Origin of the sequence: Aliivibrio kagoshimensis, assembly GCF_050337105.1 — a bacterium.
In the GTDB taxonomy this organism is placed as follows: domain Bacteria; phylum Pseudomonadota; class Gammaproteobacteria; order Enterobacterales; family Vibrionaceae; genus Aliivibrio_A; species Aliivibrio_A kagoshimensis.
Window position 1 is genome coordinate 1 of sequence record NZ_JAKJSQ010000031.1, and the last position, 19,731, is coordinate 19,731.

Sequence of the window (19,731 nt, forward strand, 5' to 3'; positions counted from 1 at the left end):
GTAATAACCCACTGTTTTCTATTAAGTATCAGGAACCATTAATGAACGATTTACCGCACATGCTGATGAGCTCTCTCAGTTATTTTAAACGCCATTTCTTTAGAATTAGCTCAATCATTCTTCCTGTACTTATTTTTATCGGGCTATATCAAGAGCTTATGATGTCTGTCTTACAAGACAATAACAGCTTACAATCTCTGTTTATGATGGCTCTACTTCCTAACTTGATGCTTGTTCCGCTCTATCAAGGGGCGATTATCTTCTATATCGCCTACTCAATGGATGATCGTTATCTAAAGAGCAGCCAATACTACTTTCTGGTATTGAAGATGTTACTGCCATGCATTTTACTTATGTTAATTTCAAGTATTGCGATTGGTTTTGGTTTCTTGCTGTTAATTCTTCCCGGGCTGTACATCACAGTTCGGCTTTCATACAGCCAAATATACTGCTTTATTTATCAACAGAGTGCGACTAAAGCTTTCGTTAGCAGTTGGGAGGCAACACAAGATGATCACTGGCTGATTTTTAAAGGGTTATTAATCACTTTTGTTTGTTCTTTTATACTGTTCTTTAGTGTTGGGTTTGTATTAGAGGGCGCTGGACTTAATCAGTCGGTTAGTTCTTTTATCACAGGTATCGCGGCCTCACTGTTCTCTATTTTCTATCATGTCTTTATTTTTAGAGTGTTTACTGCCAATACGGAGCGCTTAGATGAAGTGTATACACAGATTGAACAACGCGGTTAAGCTCGGTTAAGCCCAATGTTTTTAATTGAGCACCAACTTGCCCAGCAGATCGTGGACCGAACCATGGCAATCATTGGTAATAATATCAATGTGATGAACCATGCTGGGGTGATCATTGGCAGTGGGGACAGCAGTCGAATTGGGCAATTGCATGATGGCGCACTGCTGGCTTTGAAACGTAAAACGACGGTAGAGGTCACTCAAGCAAGTTGCCATACCTTGCAAGGGGCTAAACCCGGTATTAATTTGGTATTGCAAATCTCTGATCAAGTGATTGGAGTCGTTGGAATTACCGGTGAACCTGACGAGAGTCGTAAATACGCCAATTTAGTAAAAATGACGGCGGAAATGATCGTCGAGCAAGCAGCGCTCAATGAACAGTTACAGTGGGACCGAAGGCACAGAGAAGAGTTTATCACTACCTGGATTAATAACCGTCAGCCGATGTATGAACTCTCTGATTGGGCCAATCGATTAGGTATTGATATTTACTCTCCCCGAGTTGCGGTGATGATTCGATTTCGAGATAGCAGCAACCCATTAAGCTTAAAAGGGATTAGGAAAGTGGTCGAACTGCTTGAGTACCCTAAGCGAGATAACTTAGTGGCGGTGGTATCGATGAATGAGATCGTTGTATTGAAACCCGCTACGTTTAAGAATGAAAAGTGGGATTGTGAGAATGAGAGTCAGCGTATTGATTTACTGCTAGACCGATTAAATCAACACAGCATTCGAGATATTGATATTGCCTTAGGCCACTACTTCGAAGGGGCTGAAAACGTCTCGCTCTCTTTTCAAAGTGCAAAGGTTACTTTAGAAGCGGGTATGAAACGAGGGAGTGCCATTCATAAACATCTTTATGATGAGTTACGTCTGCCCGTTCTGCTGTCTCCACTGAAAGCGAGTTGGCAAGGTGAACAGATGGGTTCGGCGTTTCGTCGGTTAGAGAGCATGGACGATAATGGACAATTGGTAAAAACATTGATTGCGTTGTTCACCTATCATAATGCGTTGAATGAGTGCGCTAAAGTTCTGTTTATTCATCGCAACACTCTAAGGTATCGTATCAAAAAAATCCACGAAATCACTCAGTTGAACCCTGAAACAGTCGAAGGGTTAATGGAGCTCTATCTTGGCTATCTATTAAATAAGAGCTAATTTATCAAATTGTGCAAATGCACAATATTCGCCCTAAAATAGACAACATATTTGTAACAATGCCTAAAGTAATTGGTCGTGATATTTTTCATAATAATGCTCTCCCACTATCTAGCTGTTATTGGGAATAGAGGAATTAATCCAATAAACGGAGTTATTATGAGTCTTATACTAATACTGGTAGGGGTGATTGCATTTATTGTCTTCACCACAACCAAACTTAAGTTACATCCCTTCTTAGCGTTAATTATGTCGGCATTTATTGCGGCGTTTGCTTACGGCCTACCTTCTGCAACGATAGCGAAAACAATCGCCGGCGGTTTCGGTGGCATTTTAGGTTACATCGGTCTGGTCATCGTTCTCGGTACCATTATTGGTGTGATATTAGAGAAAAGTGGCGCGGCGATTACTATGGCCGACTCGGTGATTAGCGTACTGGGAAATCGATTTCCAACCTTAACCATGACCATTATTGGCTATATTGTGTCGGTCCCAGTTTTTTGTGACTCGGGTTTCGTTATCTTGAACTCATTGAAAGAATCACTGGCTAAACGTATGCAGACATCCAGCGTGGCAATGAGTGTGGCATTAGCGACGGGTCTTTATGCAACACACACCTTTGTACCACCAACCCCGGGTCCGATAGCGGCAGCAGGTAACTTAGGGTTGGAGTCCAACCTAGGATTGGTCATTGGCGTGGGTGTTTTCGTTGCGGCAGTAGCAGCACTTGCGGGAACATTATGGGCGAGTCGTTTTAAAGACGTTGAACCAGATGGAGACGTACATGATGAGTCTGCGCAGGTGTCATGGACTGAGCTCAAAGCGGCTTATGGGGTTCTACCTTCGGCAACACAGGCATTTGCTCCAATTTTTGTTCCAATTTTTCTAATATGCCTAGGTTCCATTGCTAAATTCCCAAGTCATCCTATTGGAACTGGTGGAGTTTATGATGTATTGGTGTTTCTAGGTCAGCCTCTTACGGCACTATTAATCGGTCTGTTCTTGGCGATTGGTTTGCTTAAATCGGACAATAAAATTGAAGAGTTTAGTGAGCGTATAAGCCAAGGTATTCTTGCTGCAGCACCAATCCTGTTAATTACAGGGGCAGGTGGCGCATTTGGTGCGGTGCTAAAAGCGACACCGTTGGGTGAGTATTTAGGAACAACGCTATCAGCTTTAGGCGTGGGTATTTTTATGCCATTCATTGTCGCAGCGGCTCTGAAATCAGCCCAAGGCTCTTCTACAGTAGCCTTGGTAACCACCTCTGCCTTGGTGGCCCCTATGTTAGCTCAACTTGGTTTAGACTCAGAGATGGGCCGCGTATTAACGGTGATGGCAATTGGTGCTGGCGCGATGACAGTGTCACACGCCAATGACAGCTTCTTCTGGGTTGTGTCACAGTTCAGTCGTATGTCAGTCGGTTTGGCGTACCGCGCACAAACGATGGCGACTTTAGTACAAGGGATCACGGCCATCACTTTAGTGTATATTTTAAGTCTTATCTTGCTTTAACGTTGGAGTGAACATGAAAGTAGTTATCGCCCCAGACTCTTACAAAGAGAGTTTAACAGCAAAAGAAGTGTGTAACGCTATCGAAGCTGGGTTTAAACGCGTTTTTCCTGATGCTGAATATGTCTCTGTCCCTGTTGCAGATGGGGGAGAAGGGACGGTGCAGTCGTTGGTAGATGCCACCAATGGTCAGTTAATCGATGTTGAATTAACCGGGCCTTTGGGAGAGCCAGTAGCTGCTTTTTTCGGAGTGCTGGGGGATGGCTCAAATACCGCGGTGATTGAGATGGCTGCGGCGAGTGGCCTACATCATGTCCCGCCACTACAACGTGATCCTAAAATCACCACTAGCTTTGGCACTGGAGAGTTGATCTTATCTGCGCTAGAAACCGGAGCAAAGCGTCTTATCATCGGCCTTGGTGGCAGTGCTACTAATGACGGAGGTATTGGTATGATGGCGGCGCTCGGTGTTCAGTTTTTAGATGTACACGCTCAGCCAGTGCCATTAAATGCTCAAGGATTGCATCAAATAGAGTCGATAGACATTAGTAAGCTCGATCCTCGATTGAGTGAGTGCGAGTTATTGATTGCTTGCGATGTGGATAATCCGCTTTGTGGCAGCAAAGGGGCTTCGGCTATTTTTGGCCCGCAAAAAGGCGCTACGTCAGTCGATATCGAGTTCCTTGATAGTGGATTGCTGCATTACAGCAATAAAATTGAACAGTACTTACAGGTGAGGGTTGCTCAGATAAGTGGTGCAGGAGCCGCCGGGGGAATGGGGGCTGCGTTTATGGCGTTCACTCGAGCGATCATGAAACCGGGTATTTCTGTGGTTTTGGAGGCGGTGGATCTGGAGTCTAAAATGGACAATACCGATCTGGTTATCACCGGCGAGGGTCGAATTGACGAACAGACGATCCACGGGAAAACCCCAATGGGAGTGGCACAAGTTGCAAAGCGGTTTTCAATCCCCGTCATCGGTGTTGCAGGGTGTTTAGGCAGCAATCATCAAGTGGCTTATGAGTGTGGGATTGATGCGGTGTTCGCAGCGACTCCTCGAGCACTCTCCCTTGCTGAAGCATTAGAGAATGCCAGTGAAAATGTGACTAATTTAGCTGAAAATGTGGCTAATTTGTGGCGATTGCAATATTAATTTTCCTTTGGCAGGCCGCGTAAAGTGCTGTAGTTTGCGCCGGTTCTGCTTTTTTTAACTCGATCGATTAGTCGTTAACTTGATCATTACTCAGCTGTTGCAGTGAGCGCTGCATCTCATGATTTACACTGTAAAGCTCACTCAATAATTGAACCATATCTTCCCCTTCAAAATCCATTTGCTCTTGATGGCACTGCCAGTCTTGATCATGAAAATCGAACACTTCTCTTTTTAATGCCCCCATTGGTTCGGCACATCCTTGATTGCTCACTTTTAATAACTGGTTCAGCTCTGTATTCATTATGATTGCCTCCGTCATTGACCTATGAATGACAGTAAACAGGCAATATGACCGTTGGGTGACAGGGGGGTGAAGCTTTTAATTCGGCATTATCCTTATGCAACCGATCCAACGTTGAGCCTTGATGGGATGGGAAGGAGATACAGATAAATAAAGGGCAATAAAAGAGAGGAAAATCTTACTATTAGACAATGAACCTCAGCCTGATGTTGGAAGTATTTAACGTATTTATAACGATGCTAAATTGACAAATTGGAGCGCTCTATTAGCCTTATTTGTGTGATGCTTATCATAAAAAATCACTATTCCGAACTGTTATTACATTCAATCTGAGATATCTAATAAGGCTTTACATGTCATTTCATCTAATGGAAAAACTGTTCAGCGAAGTCGTTCGCTTTGTTGAAAAACGGTGTAAAAAAAGAGAATACCTCAGTATGTCCGTCAGTGATAGGCTAAGTTTAGGATCAGAATTGATTGGAGAACATTCGATTTTTGAGCATATTTTAGAACCGATCGTGATCACCAATGAACGCAATGAGATACTGGTTGCCAACCGCGCTTTTGGTGTCGTGACGAAAACAAGAACAGCCAAACTTATTGGTTGTAACTTGATCAAAAGTTTCATGGGACCAGCACAAGAGAGTATGTTAGATGAGATTTCAATGCGTATTGAAAATGAAGGGAGCTGGGAAGGTGAAATTTATGCATTGAAATCAGATGGCGCCCCCTTTTTGATCAAATTGAGCATCTCAGTGCTGAGAAATCAACAGCGAAGGATTACTCACTATATCCATGCGTTTATTGACCTAACGGAACAACAACATACGGAACAAAAGCTGATTAGGCTGTCATGTTTTGATCAGTTAACTGACTTGCCTAATCGAGTCGTCATGAAAAACAGATTGGATAATGCGCTTATTCAGGCGGAAAAAAATGAAGAGAAAATGGCGGTTATCTATATCGATATTGACGACTTTAAACAGTTGAATGATTCATTAAGCCATGAGGTTGGTGATCAGGTTCTGGTGATTCTTGCTTCTCGTTTAAAACTGTTTGATCGATTAACCCATACGATTGCTCGTATGGGGGGGGATGAGTTTGCGGTCATTACGTATGGTATTCATTCGATAAACGATATCTCACAATTAGTGAACAAAGTATTAGAGGAACTTACTGAGCCTGTTTTCATCAATAATCAACCGATCCATTGTACGGCCAGTGCCGGAATCACCCTTTTCCCCGATGATGGAATTACGTCATCTGAATTAGGAAAGAATGCCGATATAGCTATGTATCGAGCCAAACATAATGGTGGAAATCGGTTGGAATTCTTTAATGCAAAAATGAGAGTGCAGGCTGAGTTATTTATGCATTTTAAACAGGAATTAAAAGCCGCGATTACAGAGAATCAATTCGAACTCTTCTACCAGCCGAAAATCGCTGTCAATCAATCTAGACCATTGAAAATGGAGGCTCTGGTTCGTTGGAATCACCCTACGAAAGGGTTACTGTCGCCTAATGGATTTATTAAGGAGATGGAATTCAATGGGTTAATTATTCCATTGAGTTGCTGGATTATAAATGAATCATGCCGGCAAGCTCGTGAGTGGATGGACAATGGTTACGATGTGCAAATTGCGATTAATCTATCTGCGGTTCAGTTTGAGGATGATAACTTAATCACTTTTATTGGCGAGACCCTGTTGGCACACAACGTTCAACCTCGCAATATTGAATTTGAAATAACCGAAAGTGCAATCATGAGTAATGTGAGTAATCATGAGTCCATTCTGAATAAAATTAGGCAGATGGGTTTTAGTGTTGCGTTGGATGATTTTGGTACGGGCTACTCGTCACTCTCGTATTTAAAACGGTTTCCTGTGTCAGTATTGAAAATTGATCGTAGTTTTATTTTTGAGTTGAAAAGGGACTCTAAAGATGCACAAATTGTCGCTATGATTGTCGCGCTGGCAAAAGTGTTAGGCCTTGAAGTCGTTGCCGAAGGGGTTGAAACAAAAGAGCAAGCCGAGATGTTGATAGAGATGAACTGCGACTATTTACAGGGGTACTATTTCAGTAAACCTATCTCTGCATCCCAATACTCCACGCTCTTAGAGCAAGTCGCGGAGTGTGACGAGGGGGAAATAGCGGCTCACAACATGGAATCATTTGTCTATACCATGTAGCGGTGTTGAGCATCCCTTACCTATTTTCAATTAATACGATGATCAATTTACTCGGTCCATGCGCACCATAGGCTAGCGTTTGTTGAATATCAGCCGTCTTAGAGGGCCCTGAAATAAGCAGTGAGTTGGTTGGCATGTTACGATGCCATTGCTGGGTCTGCATTAATTGAGTGAAATTGCTGACGATGGTGGATTGCTTAATAAGCGCAATATGAATTGGAGGGACCAGAGAGAGTGTTCGAGGCTCACTGACACTTGGCCATAGCACTAAGGTGCCGGTATCTGCAATTCCAGCCAAGCTGTGCGTTATCCCTGCATCAACCTCATTAAACAGTTCTGATTTTACATGCTCTATCTCAGTATCAAACAACTGAACTTCTCGCTGTTTACCTGCTTGAATAATGGATTGGTGAAACGCACCATTGGTGCCGACAGCAAGACGGTGAATGTTGTGTGATTGATAGATCTTCTCTAATGCGGCTTGAATAGTCTCACTCTTTACATTGATGACTTCAGCGTGGTTAGCGGTCAGTTTTAATTGAAAGCGTTCCACGCGTTCGTTCTCACAGTCACTGTGCCATTGTGAATAGCTCGCAGGGTGAGTAGGAAGAGCTTGAGCTCCTGCTTTTCTAAGGCGAGTGAGAATGCTCTGTTTGCTTGAATTATGCTTCTCCATGACCCGCTCCTTTACGCTCTTTGAGTAGTTGTGACACGCTCTTTTTAGCGAGTTGTGGTGAGGTGCGGCATTGAGTCCAAGCACCGAGTTTGTTTGGCATTAAGAAATGAAAGGTTTTGGCGAACCAAACACCAGAGCGATAAAACGCGGGGTGGGTCGCGGCGAATGAGAACGTTGAGATGAGAAAACGTTCAAGACGACTGGACGCCACGTTCTGCCCTTTTAAGGGGAGATGATAGGGTTGCTCTGGGTTTTTTGCCTCTGTACGAAGCCGTTGTAACATGTCAGAGATGGGGATATTTACCGGGCAGACTTCGGCACAAGCCCCACACATCGACGAGGCGGTAATCAGATCTTGAGTGTCGTCTAATCCCATTAAGTGTGGGGAGATAATTTTGCCGATGGGACCTGGATAAACGGTACCGTAGGCGTGACCACCAATGCGAGTGTAAACCGGACAGTGGTTCATACAAGCGCCGCAGCGAATGCACTGCAGTGTCTTGCGCAGCTCTTCGTCTTGATAAGCTTGACTGCGGCCATTATCGAGTAGAACCAAATGAACCTCTTCGGGGCCATCAAGTTCACCCGATTTTCGCGGTGAGGTGATCATATTAAAATAGGTGGTTATCTCTTGTCCGGTTGCCGAACGGGTTAACGCACTAAATAACGGGGGGATATCGGATAAAAACTCCACCACTTTTTCAATCCCCGTAATCGCAATATGAACCTTAGGTATGGTGGTGCACATACGCCCGTTGCCTTCGTTTTCGACCAAACAAAGTGTTCCGGTTTCAGCTACGGCAAAGTTCACACCAGAAAGCCCAATATCAGCATCATAAAATTTTTGGCGTAATTTTCTGCGACCCGTTTGAATCAACTCATCAACATCTAAAGTCGGTGTAAAGTCTTCTAAATTCTCTTCAAATGTATCGCTGACCTCTTGAATGTTTTTGTGAATTGCCGGCATGATGATATGAGATGGTTTGTCGCCATCTAACTGAACAATGTACTCGCCCATGTCACTCTCTAGACAATCAATACCTAGCTTTGCCATTTCATGATTGAGCTCAACCTCTTCACTGACCATCGATTTACCCTTGATGATGTTGGTTGCATGATGGCGATTAGCAATGTTTGCGATTAATTGATTGGCTTCTATGGCGTCTTGGGCCCAGTGGACCTTAATTCCGTTAGCAATACATTGCTCTTCTAGCTGTTCAAGCAGTTCGGGTAACTTACTTAAACAGCGTTGACGTATTGCTTCAGCAGCCGTTCTAACGCTTTTCTCTTCATCCGCATCAACAAAAGCACTTTTGCGTTTCTCTTTTAGGTAATCCATCGCGCCACGAAAATTGTCGCGAAGCTGCTGATCCGCTAGCGCATTTTTTGCCTGGTTGTGAAACTGCTTTGGGGAGGGAGCGCTCATGTTATTTACCCTCAGTATTTGGCGTTGTTCTTTCTAATAAAAAACTGGCAAGGTGACTTCCACGCATGGGTGTACCTTGATACTCCATCGATCCGTTTATATTTAACAAGCACCCCCAATCTGCGCTGAGCAACTTGGCGGCGTGGGTTTTAGAGAGGTGTTTCGTTTTGTCTTCTACCATCGCTTGGCTAATGTCTGGATGACGCACTGAAAAAGTACCCCCAAACCCACAACATTCAGTCTCATATTGCTGTTGACGGAGAATCACATTCTCAAGTTGGTTGAGTAGCTGTATTGACGTGGTATGAACGTTCATCTCTCGGCGAGCAGCGCAAGAGGTGTGGAGAACGACGCTGGTGGAACTCCCTTGGTCAATCAAGTTGACACGGCAAACATTCACTAAAAACTCAGTAAGCTCGAAGACTCGTTCACAAAAAACCTCAACGTTATCGAGCTGTGGCGCTTCTGCAAAAAGGCGAGGGTAGTGATGATGCATCATGCCGCCACACGACCCGGAAAGGACAACAATGGGCCAAGGTTCAGAGAATAGCGCCATTTGAGATATCGCAATGTCTTGCGCTTCTTTATCGTAACCAGAGGTATATGCAGGTTGACCACAACAGCTCTGTTTCTCTTGAAAGATGACCTCAATACCCTGCTGCTCAAGCAGCGTAATCGCATCGACCCCGGCTTTGGGATCAAACATATCGACCAGGCAGGTAGCGTACAGATAGACTTTTTGGGGTTTACTTGGATAGATACGCATGTCTGACCTCTCTTGAGTAACTAGGTGTTCTATTAATAATAGTCACTAACCAACTCTTTTTATGACATTTATAATTAACGATTCGTTAACATAACCCTTTCTTTTTCTGTGATAAATAAAGATAATGAAAAAGATTGTTTCCAAAAGTTGATGAATATGACGAAAACTGATGATCTGATCTTATTTGCACAGGTGGTGGAGTTTGGTTCGTTTAGCAAAGTGGCTGAACGAAATAACCTTTCAAACTCTGTGGTGAGTAAACGAATTGCCCGTTTAGAAGAGGATCTTGCGGTTCAGCTTTTGTATCGTACGACACGAAAGTTGACGCTTACCGAAGCAGGAAAAGTGCTTTATCAAGGTGCGAGAAATGTGAAGTCGGCGGCGACTGAAGCCGTTAACGCGGTCTCGGGATATGGCGTAAGTATTGCTGGGCATATAAAAATGTCTGTGCCGACTATTTCAGGAGATCTGTTATTGGCTGATGCGGTGTCTGAATTTTGCAGTTTACACCCTGGGATGAGTGTAGATATGTCTCTTGAAAATCGTTTTGTTGATCTGATTGCTGAAGGTTACGATCTGGTTATTCGAACTGGATATCTCGATGATTCTTCGCTTATTTCTCGACACTTTTTAGACTCTCATTGGGTGGTCTGTACCACCAAAACGGTAATGTCTCGTTTACCGTCAAACTTCTCTCCCAGTGATCTGCTGGAGCACAACTGTTTGCTCTATACCTATCAAACCAATGGCTCAAGAGACTGGGGCTTTTTAGACAATGGAAAAGAGTACACGGTGAAAGTGTCAGGTAACTTCGCAACGGATAATGCCAGTGCGTTGAGAAAAGCGGCGATGGCCGGGCGCGGGTTTATTTATGTCCCAAGGTGTTTGGTCTACTTGGATCTGCTCAATGGTGATCTGGTGGACGTCTTTCCAAATCAGGTCTCCAAAAAATTAGGGGTTTACGCTATTTACCCCTTTACCCGCCAGCAGCCGATGAAAATAAAGCTGCTTATTGAGCATATTCGACAGCGTTACTTGGACATGAAAGTTTACTTTTAATCGATTTTATCAAGGGTTTTTAAGTTCATTACGCAAACTGTGATAATAATGTTCGATTTATTTTTAATTATTTCATATAGTTAAATTGTAACTTTTGCAGTGAGCTATATGACAAAAATAGAATTAATGATAGCTAATACACTGATGTGTACTTTTCAATTAAGGGGTGCCTTATGTCTACTAAACCTCTAACAAGTAGCAGTCTATACCGATCTTCTCTACTCGATCATCCCGAGTGTAAATCCACAAAATACATTGAACCGATAGATGAAATCGTAGGACAAGAGCGCGCTCAACATGCGGTTGAATTTGCGATGTCCATTAAAGAGAAAGGCTATAACATCTACGCCATAGGTCAGAACGGCCTTGGTAAACGCACCATGATCTTAAGGTATCTAAATCGACATGAGCCCAATGGACACGGGGTGTATGACTGGTGTTATGTTGCTAACTTCGATGATAATCGTGTTCCAAAAGTATTAAAGCTTCCTGCTGGAATGGGAACAGGGCTGAAAAAAGACATTGAAAAAATGATGTCTAAATTAGTCAAAGCTTTCCCATTGGCGTTTGATAATGAGATCTATTTCTCACGTGCTGATAGCTTAAAAAATCAAATGGTAAAGAAACAAGAAAGCGGATTGGCTGCTTTGACCAAAGAGGCCAAAGAGAACGGTGTCAGCTTAGCGCTTACCACTGATGGCGATTATCAATTCATTGCGATGGCTGGAGAGGAACTGCATACCGAAGAGACCTTCGCAGAGCTGAGTAACAAAGAGAAAGAGCAGTTTGAAACCGCCATTGACGGGCTAGAAATAAAATTAAGAAAAATGGTGCGGGCCTTAACCACTCATGAAGAGAAATTTTCCGAAAAAATCAAAAAGCTGAATGATCAAACGGCGCTAGATGTGATCTCACACTTTATTGAAGCGCTAAAAGAGAAGTATTCGGAGCATGCAGATGTCAAACGTTACCTTGCTGATATGCAAGATGACATGATTGAAAATGTGGATATTTTTCTTCAAGAGGGTGAAGAGCAGCTTGAGTTATCGTACGCCTCTCTTGAGAAAAAAATGCCACGTCGATATCAAATCAATGTGTTGGTTAATCGCTGTCTGGAACAGGAACAACAGTTCCCAATTGTGGTGGAAGAGAGCCCTAACTATCACACCATTTTCGGTTATGTAGAAAATGCGACTTTTAAAGGCACGGTATTTACTGACTACTCTCTGATCCGTGCGGGCAGTTTGCACAAAGCCAATGGCGGCGTACTGCTCATGGATGCGGCTAAGGTACTGGAACGACCTCACGTGTGGGATGGTTTGAAGAAAGCATTGCGCTCTCAGAGTTTGAATATGAGCTCTCTAGAACGTGAATTGACCCTTTCTGGTGCGATCTCCCTTGAACCTGAAGCGATCCCACTGGATGTGAAGATCATTCTGTTTGGTGATTATCAAACGTATCAATTGCTACAACACTATGATGCTGAGTTTAGCGAGTTGTTCAGAGTGACTGCTGATTTTGAAGATGAAATGGAACGTACCCGTGACTCTGAGTATCAATATGCACGATTTATTTCCAGCATTGTTGAGTCAAATAAGATGCTGCATTGTGACCGAAAAGCGATCGCACGTATTATTGAGTACAGCTCACGTCAAGCGGGTGACCAAGCCAAGCTGTCGCTACATTCAGTCGATATTGCCAACTTATTGAGAGAGTCCAACTATGCGGCGCGTTCGGCTAAGTCGAATATGATTCGTGTGGGTCATGTTGAACACGCTTTATTACATAAAGAACTGCGAGTGAGTCGCTTAAAAGACAGCGTCATGCAGAGCTTTGTCAATGGCACCACCTTGATTCAAACGGAAGGGAAAGTGGTGGGACAAGTTAATGCGTTGTCGGTTATCTCTACCTCAGATTTTCAATTTGGAGCCCCGAATCGTATCTCAGCCACTACCGCTTACGGGGAAGGAGAAATTTTTGATATTGAGAGAAAAGTTGAGTTAGGAGGCAGTATTCACTCTAAAGGGGTGTTTATCTTGTCTGCTTATTTGGCGTCGGTGTTTGCTCAAACAGCAAAAATTCCGCTCTCTACGCACATCACGTTTGAGCAAAATTATGGAGGCGTTGATGGCGACAGCGCCACAATGGCAGAGCTGTGTGCGATTATTTCATCCTACTCAAAGATTCCCCTTAGACAGGATGTGTCGATTACTGGTTCAATGAATCAGTTTGGTGAGGCGCAACCTATTGGTGGGGTGAACGAGAAAATTGAGGGCTTCTTTGATGTCTGTATGATTAAAGGACGTCATTCGAATCAAGGCGTAATCATTCCTCAATCTAATGTACACAACCTGATGTTGCGTAAAGATATTGTTGAAGCAGTTAAAAAGGGTACTTTTACCATCTGGCCAATCAGTCATGTCACTGAAGCGATTGAGATATTGACGGGCGTGGACTCAGGTTTTAACGCCAGTGAAAGCGAGTACTCAACCGAATCAGTGTTTGGCCAAGTTACATTGAGGTTATCTCAATTGTCAGAGCCTAAGAAGTAGCCTTGGGTGAGCGCTGCTCTTTTAATAGAGCAGCGCATAAGGTTTCTCAGCTTCATTTTTGTATTAAAAAGCGTACACTACTGATCGTATCAAACCCTACACAACCTCAACTGGTGTCTCGTGGCTGCTCTCCCTACTGACTATAAAAAACTCCCTTCTCAACTTTTCAAAATGACATGGCCAATGATGTTTGGCATCTTATCTTTGATGAGTTTCCAGCTGGTCGATAGTGCTTTTATTGGCCAACTTGGTGTCCTACCTCTGGCAGCGCAAGGATTCACCATGCCAATTCAGATGGTGATCATCGGTTTGCAAGTTGGATTAGGCATTGCCACTACCTCAGTGATCTCTCGGGTGATCGGTGCCAATCAACTGACCCGTGCTAAACAGTTAGGTGGTTTAGTGATTGCTGTGGGGGCTACGGGGGTCATTCTGACCTGTTTGCTTATTTGGTTGAGTCGAGGGATGATTTTGACCTTGTTAGGCGCCCCTGAAAATGTTTTTCCCGTCATTGATGGGTATTGGCCTTCATGGCTGGTGAGTGCATGGACAGGGGCAATGCTCTATTTTGCCTACAGTTTATGTCGTTCAAACGGTAATACTATGTTGCCGGGAATCATGATGGTGGCAACGAGCATCATGAACATGGTGCTCGATCCTATTTTTATTTTTACTTTTGATCTTGGTTTACCTGGAGCTGCTTGGGCAACAGTGGTCTCTTTCTCTATCGGGTTATTCATTGTTTACCCTAAGGTGTATCAACGAGACTGGATGAGTTTTGATTGGCATGATCTTGATGTGAAGCGGTCTGTTAAAGAGCTGACAGGTGTCATGGCGCCTGCAATGATGAGCCAGCTATTGCCACCAGTCTCGTCGATGTTTGCGACGAAATTGATCGCATCATTTGGTGCAACGGCCATTGCTGGTTGGGCACTGGCGTCACGTATTGAGTTCTTTTCAATTGTGACGGTATTAGCCTTAACCATGTCAATGCCGCCAATGATAGGCCGTATGTTAGGAGCAAAAGAGTGTGACAAAATTCAAGCGTTAGTGAATATTGCCGTGAAATTTGTATTAGTTCTGCAACTCTCTATTGCCATTATCCTCTTTGTTAGTTCAGGCGTGATCTCTGATCTGATGAGCAGTGATGCACAAGTGAGTGAAGTGCTTGCCATGTATCTTGTATGGGGGCCAATCAGTTTAGGCTCATTAGGGGTGTGTATGTTAATGGTCTCTATTTGTAACGCCTTAGGAATGCCAATGCGCGCACTGTTTATCTCCTCTTTGAGACTGTTCGTTTGTTTTTTGCCTATGCTCTGGTTGGGCGCCACATTCGCTGGAATTGAAGGGTTATTTATCGGGGCGATGATCGGTAATTTAGCTGCTGGAATAATGGCTTGGGTGATGTATCGACAAGCGATAGAGAGAACGAATCGATCCCTAGCGTCACAATAAAAGACGGATAATAATGTCAGTTTTTTTTACACTTAATATTGAGACAAGTGATCCGTAATGTAAAAAAGTGTTCAAAAACAATACTATCAATAGTTGGTTTGCTTCTTGCTTATATAAATATCATTAAGGTGCTATTTACCTTATAAAAAGGGGATGCAAAATGAAAACGATTTTATTTTTACTATTGAGCTTAAGTGTTGGCGTGGCGAATGCGACAATAATAACAACAGGTAGCGTGACTAATACGGGCTCAACCTACACCATTTCAAATGGTAGTAGCGCAGTAAATGACAGCACTATTGAACTCTTTGGTAGTTTAGCTGCAGGAAGTCTCGACGGTATATCGACGGGAAATGCCACAGAAGGGGCTGCAATTACTGCCACTTTTGATCTGTTTGACAGTGATACGCTTAGTTTTGATTGGATTTGGAACAGTGCAGAAGGTAACAATCAAGGTACATTCAATGATTTTTCTTTCGTTAGTTTTTCGCTGTTAGGAAGTGAGAGTCCCGAGTTGTTAGCAGATACATTTACTGCTGATGGTACGCAGGATACGTATTCATGGTTAGTGGACACCTCAGGTACCTATGTACTAACGATTGGTGTATTGGATGTAAGTGATACCATTATGAACTCTACGTTAGGTGTGAGTAATATTGCGATTGATGTTCCTGAACCAGCGTCATTAGCGTTACTAGGATTTGGCTTGATTGGACTGGGTTTATCACGCCGAAGAAAAACACATTAATCGACCCGATTTTTGATAAAAAAGCCTCGAATTATTCGAGGCTTTTTTTATGTCTAGATCACTGTAACTGAGTGAAATTTTGTTAATAGCAAGAGCTGGATCAAGTTTAGAAATAACAGTGGTCAATAAGACATGTCCTACCTATCAAACAGTGCTATTTTTGTACATCAACGGACATTAAAATTATGAAGAGGGAACAAATGAAGCTATTCAATTCACTAGCGATTGGTGTTGCAATTGGAATGATGTCAACAGCTGCAGCTGCAGCTTACAAGCCGTCAGTTATATTTGATATGGGCGGCAAATTTGATAAATCTTTCAACCAAGCAGCGTATACCGGCGCGGAAGCATTTAAAGCGGAAACAGGAATAAAATACGCAGAGTTTGAGATCACCAATGAAGCACAAAGAGAACAAGCAATGCTTCGTATGGCTCAACGTGGATACAGCCCAATTATTGCGGTTGGTTTTCAGCAAGCACCTATTGTTGAAAAAATTGCAAAACAGTTCCCTAAAGTTAACTTTGTATTGATTGATGCCGTGGTTGATCTGCCTAACGTCAGCTCAGTGGTATTTAAAGAACACGAAGGCTCATTCTTAGTGGGTGCATTAGCAGCACTAAAGAGTGAAACTAAAACGGTTAGCTTTGTTGGTGGTATGGACATCCCTCTGATTCGTAAGTTTGCTTGTGGTTATGAGCAAGGTGCAAAATACATCAGTAAAGATACGACAGTAATTCAGAATATGACAGGTTCAACGCCATCGGCTTGGAATAACCCAACCAAAGGTGCTGAGCTGGCTAAATCACAGTTTGATAAAGGCGCAGACGTTGTATTCGCCGCCGCTGGTGGTACAGGCTCTGGGGTTTACCAAGCCGCAGTTGATAGCAAAAAATTTGCAATCGGTGTTGATTCAAACCAAAACTACATCCACCCAGGTGTTATGTTGACGTCTATGGTTAAGCGTGTTGATGTCGCGGTTAAAGAAGCTTTCATGGATGGTAAAGAGGGTAAATTCACCCCAGGTCTTCAAGCGCTAGGTCTTAAAGAGCAAGGTGTTGCTTGGGCGATGGATGAATATAACCGCGATCTTGTTTCTGCCGAGATGGAACAGAAAGTGGAAGCACTACGTAAAGATATTATTGATGGAAAAATTAAAGTACATGACTACTTCTCAACCAGTTCTTGTGTTTATTAATAAACACTTTAGTTAGAAAAGTAGTATCAATGTAGCACTTGCAACATTGTGTATAGAGAAACAGTGGCCTGATTATCAAACGATATTCAGGCCAATCTTTTCAAGAGTATTTTGATTATGACTAGTCCTGCCATCCAACTTCAAAAAGTTAACAAACGATTTGGCCCTGTGTGGGCAAATAAAGAGATCGATCTCTGTATAGAGTCGGGCACCATTCACGGCATTGTTGGTGAAAATGGCGCCGGGAAATCCACTTTAATGTCGATCTTATATGGTTTTTATCAAGCAGATTCTGGTGAGATCATTGTTGATGGAGAGGGGGTTAAAATTCAAAACTCTCAACACGCCATCGACTTAGGTATTGGCATGGTCCATCAGCACTTTATGCTGGTTGAAACCTTTACCGTTTTAGAGAATGTAATGCTGGGTGCAGAGGGTAATGCCCTTTTGAATCAGTCTATGCATAGCGCAGAGAAAGCACTAAAAGAGATAGAAGATAAATATGGCCTGCATGTAAATTCTCACACTTTGATATCAGACATGCCGGTTGGATTACAACAACGCGTTGAAATTTTAAAGGCGCTCTACCGTGGTGCTCGTATCTTAATCCTTGATGAGCCTACTGGTGTATTAACTCCGCAAGAGGCGGAACAGCTGTTCGATATTTTGAATACGTTAAAATCTCAAGGGGTAACTATCATTTTGATTACCCACAAATTAAAAGAGATCATGGCAATCACTGATAGCGTATCAGTGATGCGACAAGGTGAAATGGTCGCTGAGCGCAAAACATCTGAAACCAATCCGCAAGAACTGGCTGAGTTGATGGTTGGACGTAAGGTGTTATTGAATGTGGATAAAGGTCCCGCTCAACCCACAGACTCTCGTCTAAAAGTTGAAGATGTAAGCTATTTTGACTCTCGAGGTGTGAAGCGTCTAAAAAACATTAATTTCGAGTTGAAAGCGGGCGAGATATTAGGTGTGGCAGGTGTTTCTGGCAATGGCCAATCTGAACTGCTGCAAGTGTTAGCGGGGACCTTGATACCTCAAGAAGGGGAATTTGTTATTCATACCCCTGGGCATCAGCAAGCATTTAGTGCAAAAACCGCCAGAGATGCAGGTGTGATGCGTCATATTGGTATTGGACATATCCCAGAAGATCGAATTAAACAGGGTATTGTTAAGACTATGCCGGCGTCAGAGAACGCTATTTTAGGGTTTCACGATGATATAGCCTATGGCGAACGCCTGTTTGATTTAACGGCCGTTAATAATGCCACTCTCGATATGATGGAGCAATACGATGTTAGACCTGCCCATCCAGACATGAAAACCGCCAACTTCTCGGGAGGTAATCAACAAAAATTGATCGTGGCTCGAGAGATGCTTCGTCATCCCGATATTATGCTCGTTGGCCAACCGACACGTGGGGTCGATATTGGTGCCATTGAGTTTATTCATCGCAATATTATTGCCGCGAGAGATGCAGGGGCCGCCGTGCTACTCGTCTCGACAGAGCTGGATGAAATCATGTCATTGTCAGACCGCATCATCGTGTTGGTTGATGGGGAGATTTCAGGAGAAGTGAATGCGGGTGAAACGGATGAGAAAGGATTAGGTCTATTAATGGCTAACGCATCCGATACCGTTCCAACTCAACCAGTGATCTCTAAGGAAGGGGAAGAGATATGAAAGAAACGCCAAAATGGGTAAGTATTGCGCTGGTCCCTTTTTTACAATTGTTTACCGCATTAGCCATATCAAGCCTAGTGGTATTGTTGGTTGGTGAAAGCCCGGCAGAAGCCTTCTCCGTCATGATCAAAGGGGCAACTAACCTTGAATACGGTGGATTAAATAATACCTTCTACTTTGCCACTAACTTTATTTTCACTGGACTTGCCGTGTCAGTGGCTTTCCATGCCGGGCTGTTCAATATCGGTGGTGAAGGTCAAGCGTATATTGCAGGCTTAGGTGTTGGTATTCTGATGCTACTGCTTGATGATGTATTGTCAGTTTGGTTGATGGCACCATTAGCCATTATTGTGGCCGCCGCATTTGGTGCATTGTGGGGAGCCATTCCAGGTTATCTACAGGCAAAGCGTGGGTCGCATATTGTAGTAACAACCATCATGTTTAACTTTATCGCTTTCTCTGTGATGGGGTACGCTCTGGTTGAACATATTGCTAAGTATGGTGGTAACTCAACCGATTCTCGATACTTTAACCCTGAAGCGGTATTCCCGAAGTTGCACGAATTAGCTGCTAGCTTTGGTATAGAGATCCCATTCTCCCTCCTTAATCCTTCAATCCTAGTTGCTCTGGTTGTGGCCTGGTTGGTGTGGTTGCTGCTGTTTCGTACTCGTTTAGGTTATTCGATCCGAGTGGTAGGACAAAACGCGACGGCTGCTGAGTATGCCGGGATTAATGCCAAAAGAATTATTATCATTGCGATGACGATTTCAGGGGCGCTAGCAGGAATGATGGCGGTTAATGAAGTTTTTGGTGCCCATAACCGTTTGATCATTAACTTTACCGGTGGCTTTGGGTTTATTGGTATCGCAGTGGCATTAATGGGAAGAAATCACCCGGTTGGCATTATATTGTCAGCGCTACTATTTGGTGCTCTGTATCAAGGCGGTACTGAAATGCAGTTTGAGATGCCATCCCTTAACCCTGAATTGATCTTGATTATTCAAGGTTTAGTGATCTTCTTTACTGGGGCAATGGATAGATTGATCCGAAATCCCGTAGAGCGACTATTTACCCGTAACAATAAAGCTGTGGAGGCATAGAA

At 43.4% G+C, this 19,731-nt stretch carries 16 protein-coding genes; 12 read left to right on the plus strand and 4 right to left on the minus strand.

Annotated elements, in window-relative coordinates; genetic code table 11:
- The 4 genes from L4C32_RS11535 to L4C32_RS11550 all read left to right on the plus strand — a co-directional run.
- The coding region (locus L4C32_RS11535; RefSeq protein ID WP_428197033.1) for a hypothetical protein at positions 1–749 on the plus strand (749 nt) is incomplete at its 5' end.
- A gap of 15 nt (positions 750–764) precedes the next feature.
- Positions 765–1,907 carry a sugar diacid recognition domain-containing protein gene (locus tag L4C32_RS11540; protein ID WP_428197034.1) on the plus strand — a complete coding sequence of 381 codons (1,143 nt, stop codon included), beginning with the start codon at positions 765–767 and terminating at the stop codon, positions 1,905–1,907.
- Between the two features lie 159 nt (positions 1,908–2,066).
- Positions 2,067–3,419, plus strand: coding sequence for a GntP family permease (locus L4C32_RS11545; RefSeq protein ID WP_428197035.1), 1,353 nt, complete (start codon positions 2,067–2,069; stop codon positions 3,417–3,419).
- 13 nt (positions 3,420–3,432) lie between these two features.
- On the plus strand, positions 3,433–4,569 hold the full coding sequence (locus tag L4C32_RS11550) for a glycerate kinase (protein ID WP_428197036.1): 1,137 nt from the start codon (positions 3,433–3,435) through the stop codon (positions 4,567–4,569).
- 67 nt (positions 4,570–4,636) lie between these two features.
- Here the strand turns inward: L4C32_RS11550 and L4C32_RS11555 are convergent, their stop codons facing one another.
- Entirely contained in the window at positions 4,637–4,870 is a 234-nt protein-coding gene (locus tag L4C32_RS11555) for a hypothetical protein (protein WP_428197037.1), read from the minus strand.
- Between the two features lie 353 nt (positions 4,871–5,223).
- On the opposite strand from L4C32_RS11555, the gene L4C32_RS11560 reads away from it, so the two are divergent.
- Positions 5,224–7,059 carry a putative bifunctional diguanylate cyclase/phosphodiesterase gene (locus L4C32_RS11560; protein WP_428197038.1) on the plus strand — a complete coding sequence of 612 codons (1,836 nt, stop codon included), beginning with the start codon at positions 5,224–5,226 and terminating at the stop codon, positions 7,057–7,059.
- A gap of 16 nt (positions 7,060–7,075) precedes the next feature.
- Here the strand turns inward: L4C32_RS11560 and L4C32_RS11565 are convergent, their stop codons facing one another.
- The 3 genes from L4C32_RS11565 to L4C32_RS11575 are packed head-to-tail and all read right to left on the minus strand — an operon-like array spanning position 7,076 to position 9,927.
- Complete coding sequence (locus L4C32_RS11565; RefSeq protein WP_428197039.1) at positions 7,076–7,735, minus strand: LutC/YkgG family protein; 660 nt, start codon at positions 7,733–7,735, stop codon at positions 7,076–7,078.
- Entirely contained in the window at positions 7,722–9,161 is a 1,440-nt protein-coding gene (locus L4C32_RS11570) for a LutB/LldF family L-lactate oxidation iron-sulfur protein (protein ID WP_428197040.1), read from the minus strand. Before L4C32_RS11570 ends, L4C32_RS11565 begins: the two co-directional genes overlap by 14 nt.
- A 1-nt stretch (position 9,162) precedes the next feature.
- Positions 9,163–9,927: a (Fe-S)-binding protein gene (locus L4C32_RS11575; protein WP_428197041.1), complete on the minus strand. Its 765-nt coding sequence runs from the start codon at positions 9,925–9,927 to the stop codon at positions 9,163–9,165.
- Between the two features lie 156 nt (positions 9,928–10,083).
- Here L4C32_RS11575 and L4C32_RS11580 point away from each other — a divergent pair, with 156 nt between their 5' ends.
- The 7 genes from L4C32_RS11580 to L4C32_RS11610 all read left to right on the plus strand — a co-directional run bounded on the left by L4C32_RS11580 (position 10,084) and on the right by L4C32_RS11610 (position 19,729).
- Complete coding sequence (locus L4C32_RS11580) at positions 10,084–10,986, plus strand: LysR family transcriptional regulator (protein WP_428197042.1); 903 nt, start codon at positions 10,084–10,086, stop codon at positions 10,984–10,986.
- A gap of 173 nt (positions 10,987–11,159) precedes the next feature.
- Positions 11,160–13,538 carry a Lon protease family protein gene (locus tag L4C32_RS11585; RefSeq protein ID WP_428197043.1) on the plus strand — a complete coding sequence of 793 codons (2,379 nt, stop codon included), beginning with the start codon at positions 11,160–11,162 and terminating at the stop codon, positions 13,536–13,538.
- A 171-nt stretch (positions 13,539–13,709) separates the two neighbouring features.
- Positions 13,710–14,993: an MATE family efflux transporter gene (locus L4C32_RS11590; protein WP_428197067.1), complete on the plus strand. Its 1,284-nt coding sequence runs from the start codon at positions 13,710–13,712 to the stop codon at positions 14,991–14,993.
- Positions 14,994–15,153: 160 nt separating this feature from the next.
- Positions 15,154–15,741: a PEP-CTERM sorting domain-containing protein gene (locus tag L4C32_RS11595; RefSeq protein WP_428197044.1), complete on the plus strand. Its 588-nt coding sequence runs from the start codon at positions 15,154–15,156 to the stop codon at positions 15,739–15,741.
- A 200-nt stretch (positions 15,742–15,941) separates the two neighbouring features.
- Positions 15,942–16,937, plus strand: a complete 996-nt coding sequence (locus L4C32_RS11600) for a BMP family lipoprotein (RefSeq protein ID WP_428197045.1) — start codon at positions 15,942–15,944, stop codon at positions 16,935–16,937.
- 117 nt (positions 16,938–17,054) lie between these two features.
- Positions 17,055–18,629, plus strand: a complete 1,575-nt coding sequence (locus L4C32_RS11605) for an ABC transporter ATP-binding protein (protein ID WP_428197046.1) — start codon at positions 17,055–17,057, stop codon at positions 18,627–18,629.
- Positions 18,626–19,729 carry an ABC transporter permease gene (locus L4C32_RS11610; RefSeq protein WP_428197047.1) on the plus strand — a complete coding sequence of 368 codons (1,104 nt, stop codon included), beginning with the start codon at positions 18,626–18,628 and terminating at the stop codon, positions 19,727–19,729. The genes L4C32_RS11605 and L4C32_RS11610 overlap by 4 nt, the downstream gene beginning before the upstream one ends.
- The last annotated feature ends 2 nt before the right edge of the window (positions 19,730–19,731 follow it).

Coding starts and splice junctions, on each gene's coding strand:
- L4C32_RS11550 (WP_428197036.1), top strand. CDS start 3,433: ATGAAAGTAGTTATCGCCCCAGACTCTTACAAAGAGAGTTTAACAGCA.
- L4C32_RS11545 (WP_428197035.1), top strand. CDS start 2,067: ATGAGTCTTATACTAATACTGGTAGGGGTGATTGCATTTATTGTCTTC.
- L4C32_RS11560 (WP_428197038.1), top strand. CDS start 5,224: ATGTCATTTCATCTAATGGAAAAACTGTTCAGCGAAGTCGTTCGCTTT.
- L4C32_RS11555 (WP_428197037.1), bottom strand. CDS start 4,870: ATGAATACAGAGCTGAACCAGTTATTAAAAGTGAGCAATCAAGGATGT.
- L4C32_RS11590 (WP_428197067.1), top strand. CDS start 13,710: ATGACATGGCCAATGATGTTTGGCATCTTATCTTTGATGAGTTTCCAG.
- L4C32_RS11585 (WP_428197043.1), top strand. CDS start 11,160: ATGTCTACTAAACCTCTAACAAGTAGCAGTCTATACCGATCTTCTCTA.
- L4C32_RS11610 (WP_428197047.1), top strand. CDS start 18,626: ATGAAAGAAACGCCAAAATGGGTAAGTATTGCGCTGGTCCCTTTTTTA.
- L4C32_RS11595 (WP_428197044.1), top strand. CDS start 15,154: ATGAAAACGATTTTATTTTTACTATTGAGCTTAAGTGTTGGCGTGGCG.
- L4C32_RS11600 (WP_428197045.1), top strand. CDS start 15,942: ATGAAGCTATTCAATTCACTAGCGATTGGTGTTGCAATTGGAATGATG.
- L4C32_RS11570 (WP_428197040.1), bottom strand. CDS start 9,161: ATGAGCGCTCCCTCCCCAAAGCAGTTTCACAACCAGGCAAAAAATGCG.
- L4C32_RS11605 (WP_428197046.1), top strand. CDS start 17,055: ATGACTAGTCCTGCCATCCAACTTCAAAAAGTTAACAAACGATTTGGC.
- L4C32_RS11575 (WP_428197041.1), bottom strand. CDS start 9,927: ATGCGTATCTATCCAAGTAAACCCCAAAAAGTCTATCTGTACGCTACC.
- L4C32_RS11540 (WP_428197034.1), top strand. CDS start 765: ATGTTTTTAATTGAGCACCAACTTGCCCAGCAGATCGTGGACCGAACC.
- L4C32_RS11565 (WP_428197039.1), bottom strand. CDS start 7,735: ATGGAGAAGCATAATTCAAGCAAACAGAGCATTCTCACTCGCCTTAGA.
- L4C32_RS11580 (WP_428197042.1), top strand. CDS start 10,084: ATGACGAAAACTGATGATCTGATCTTATTTGCACAGGTGGTGGAGTTT.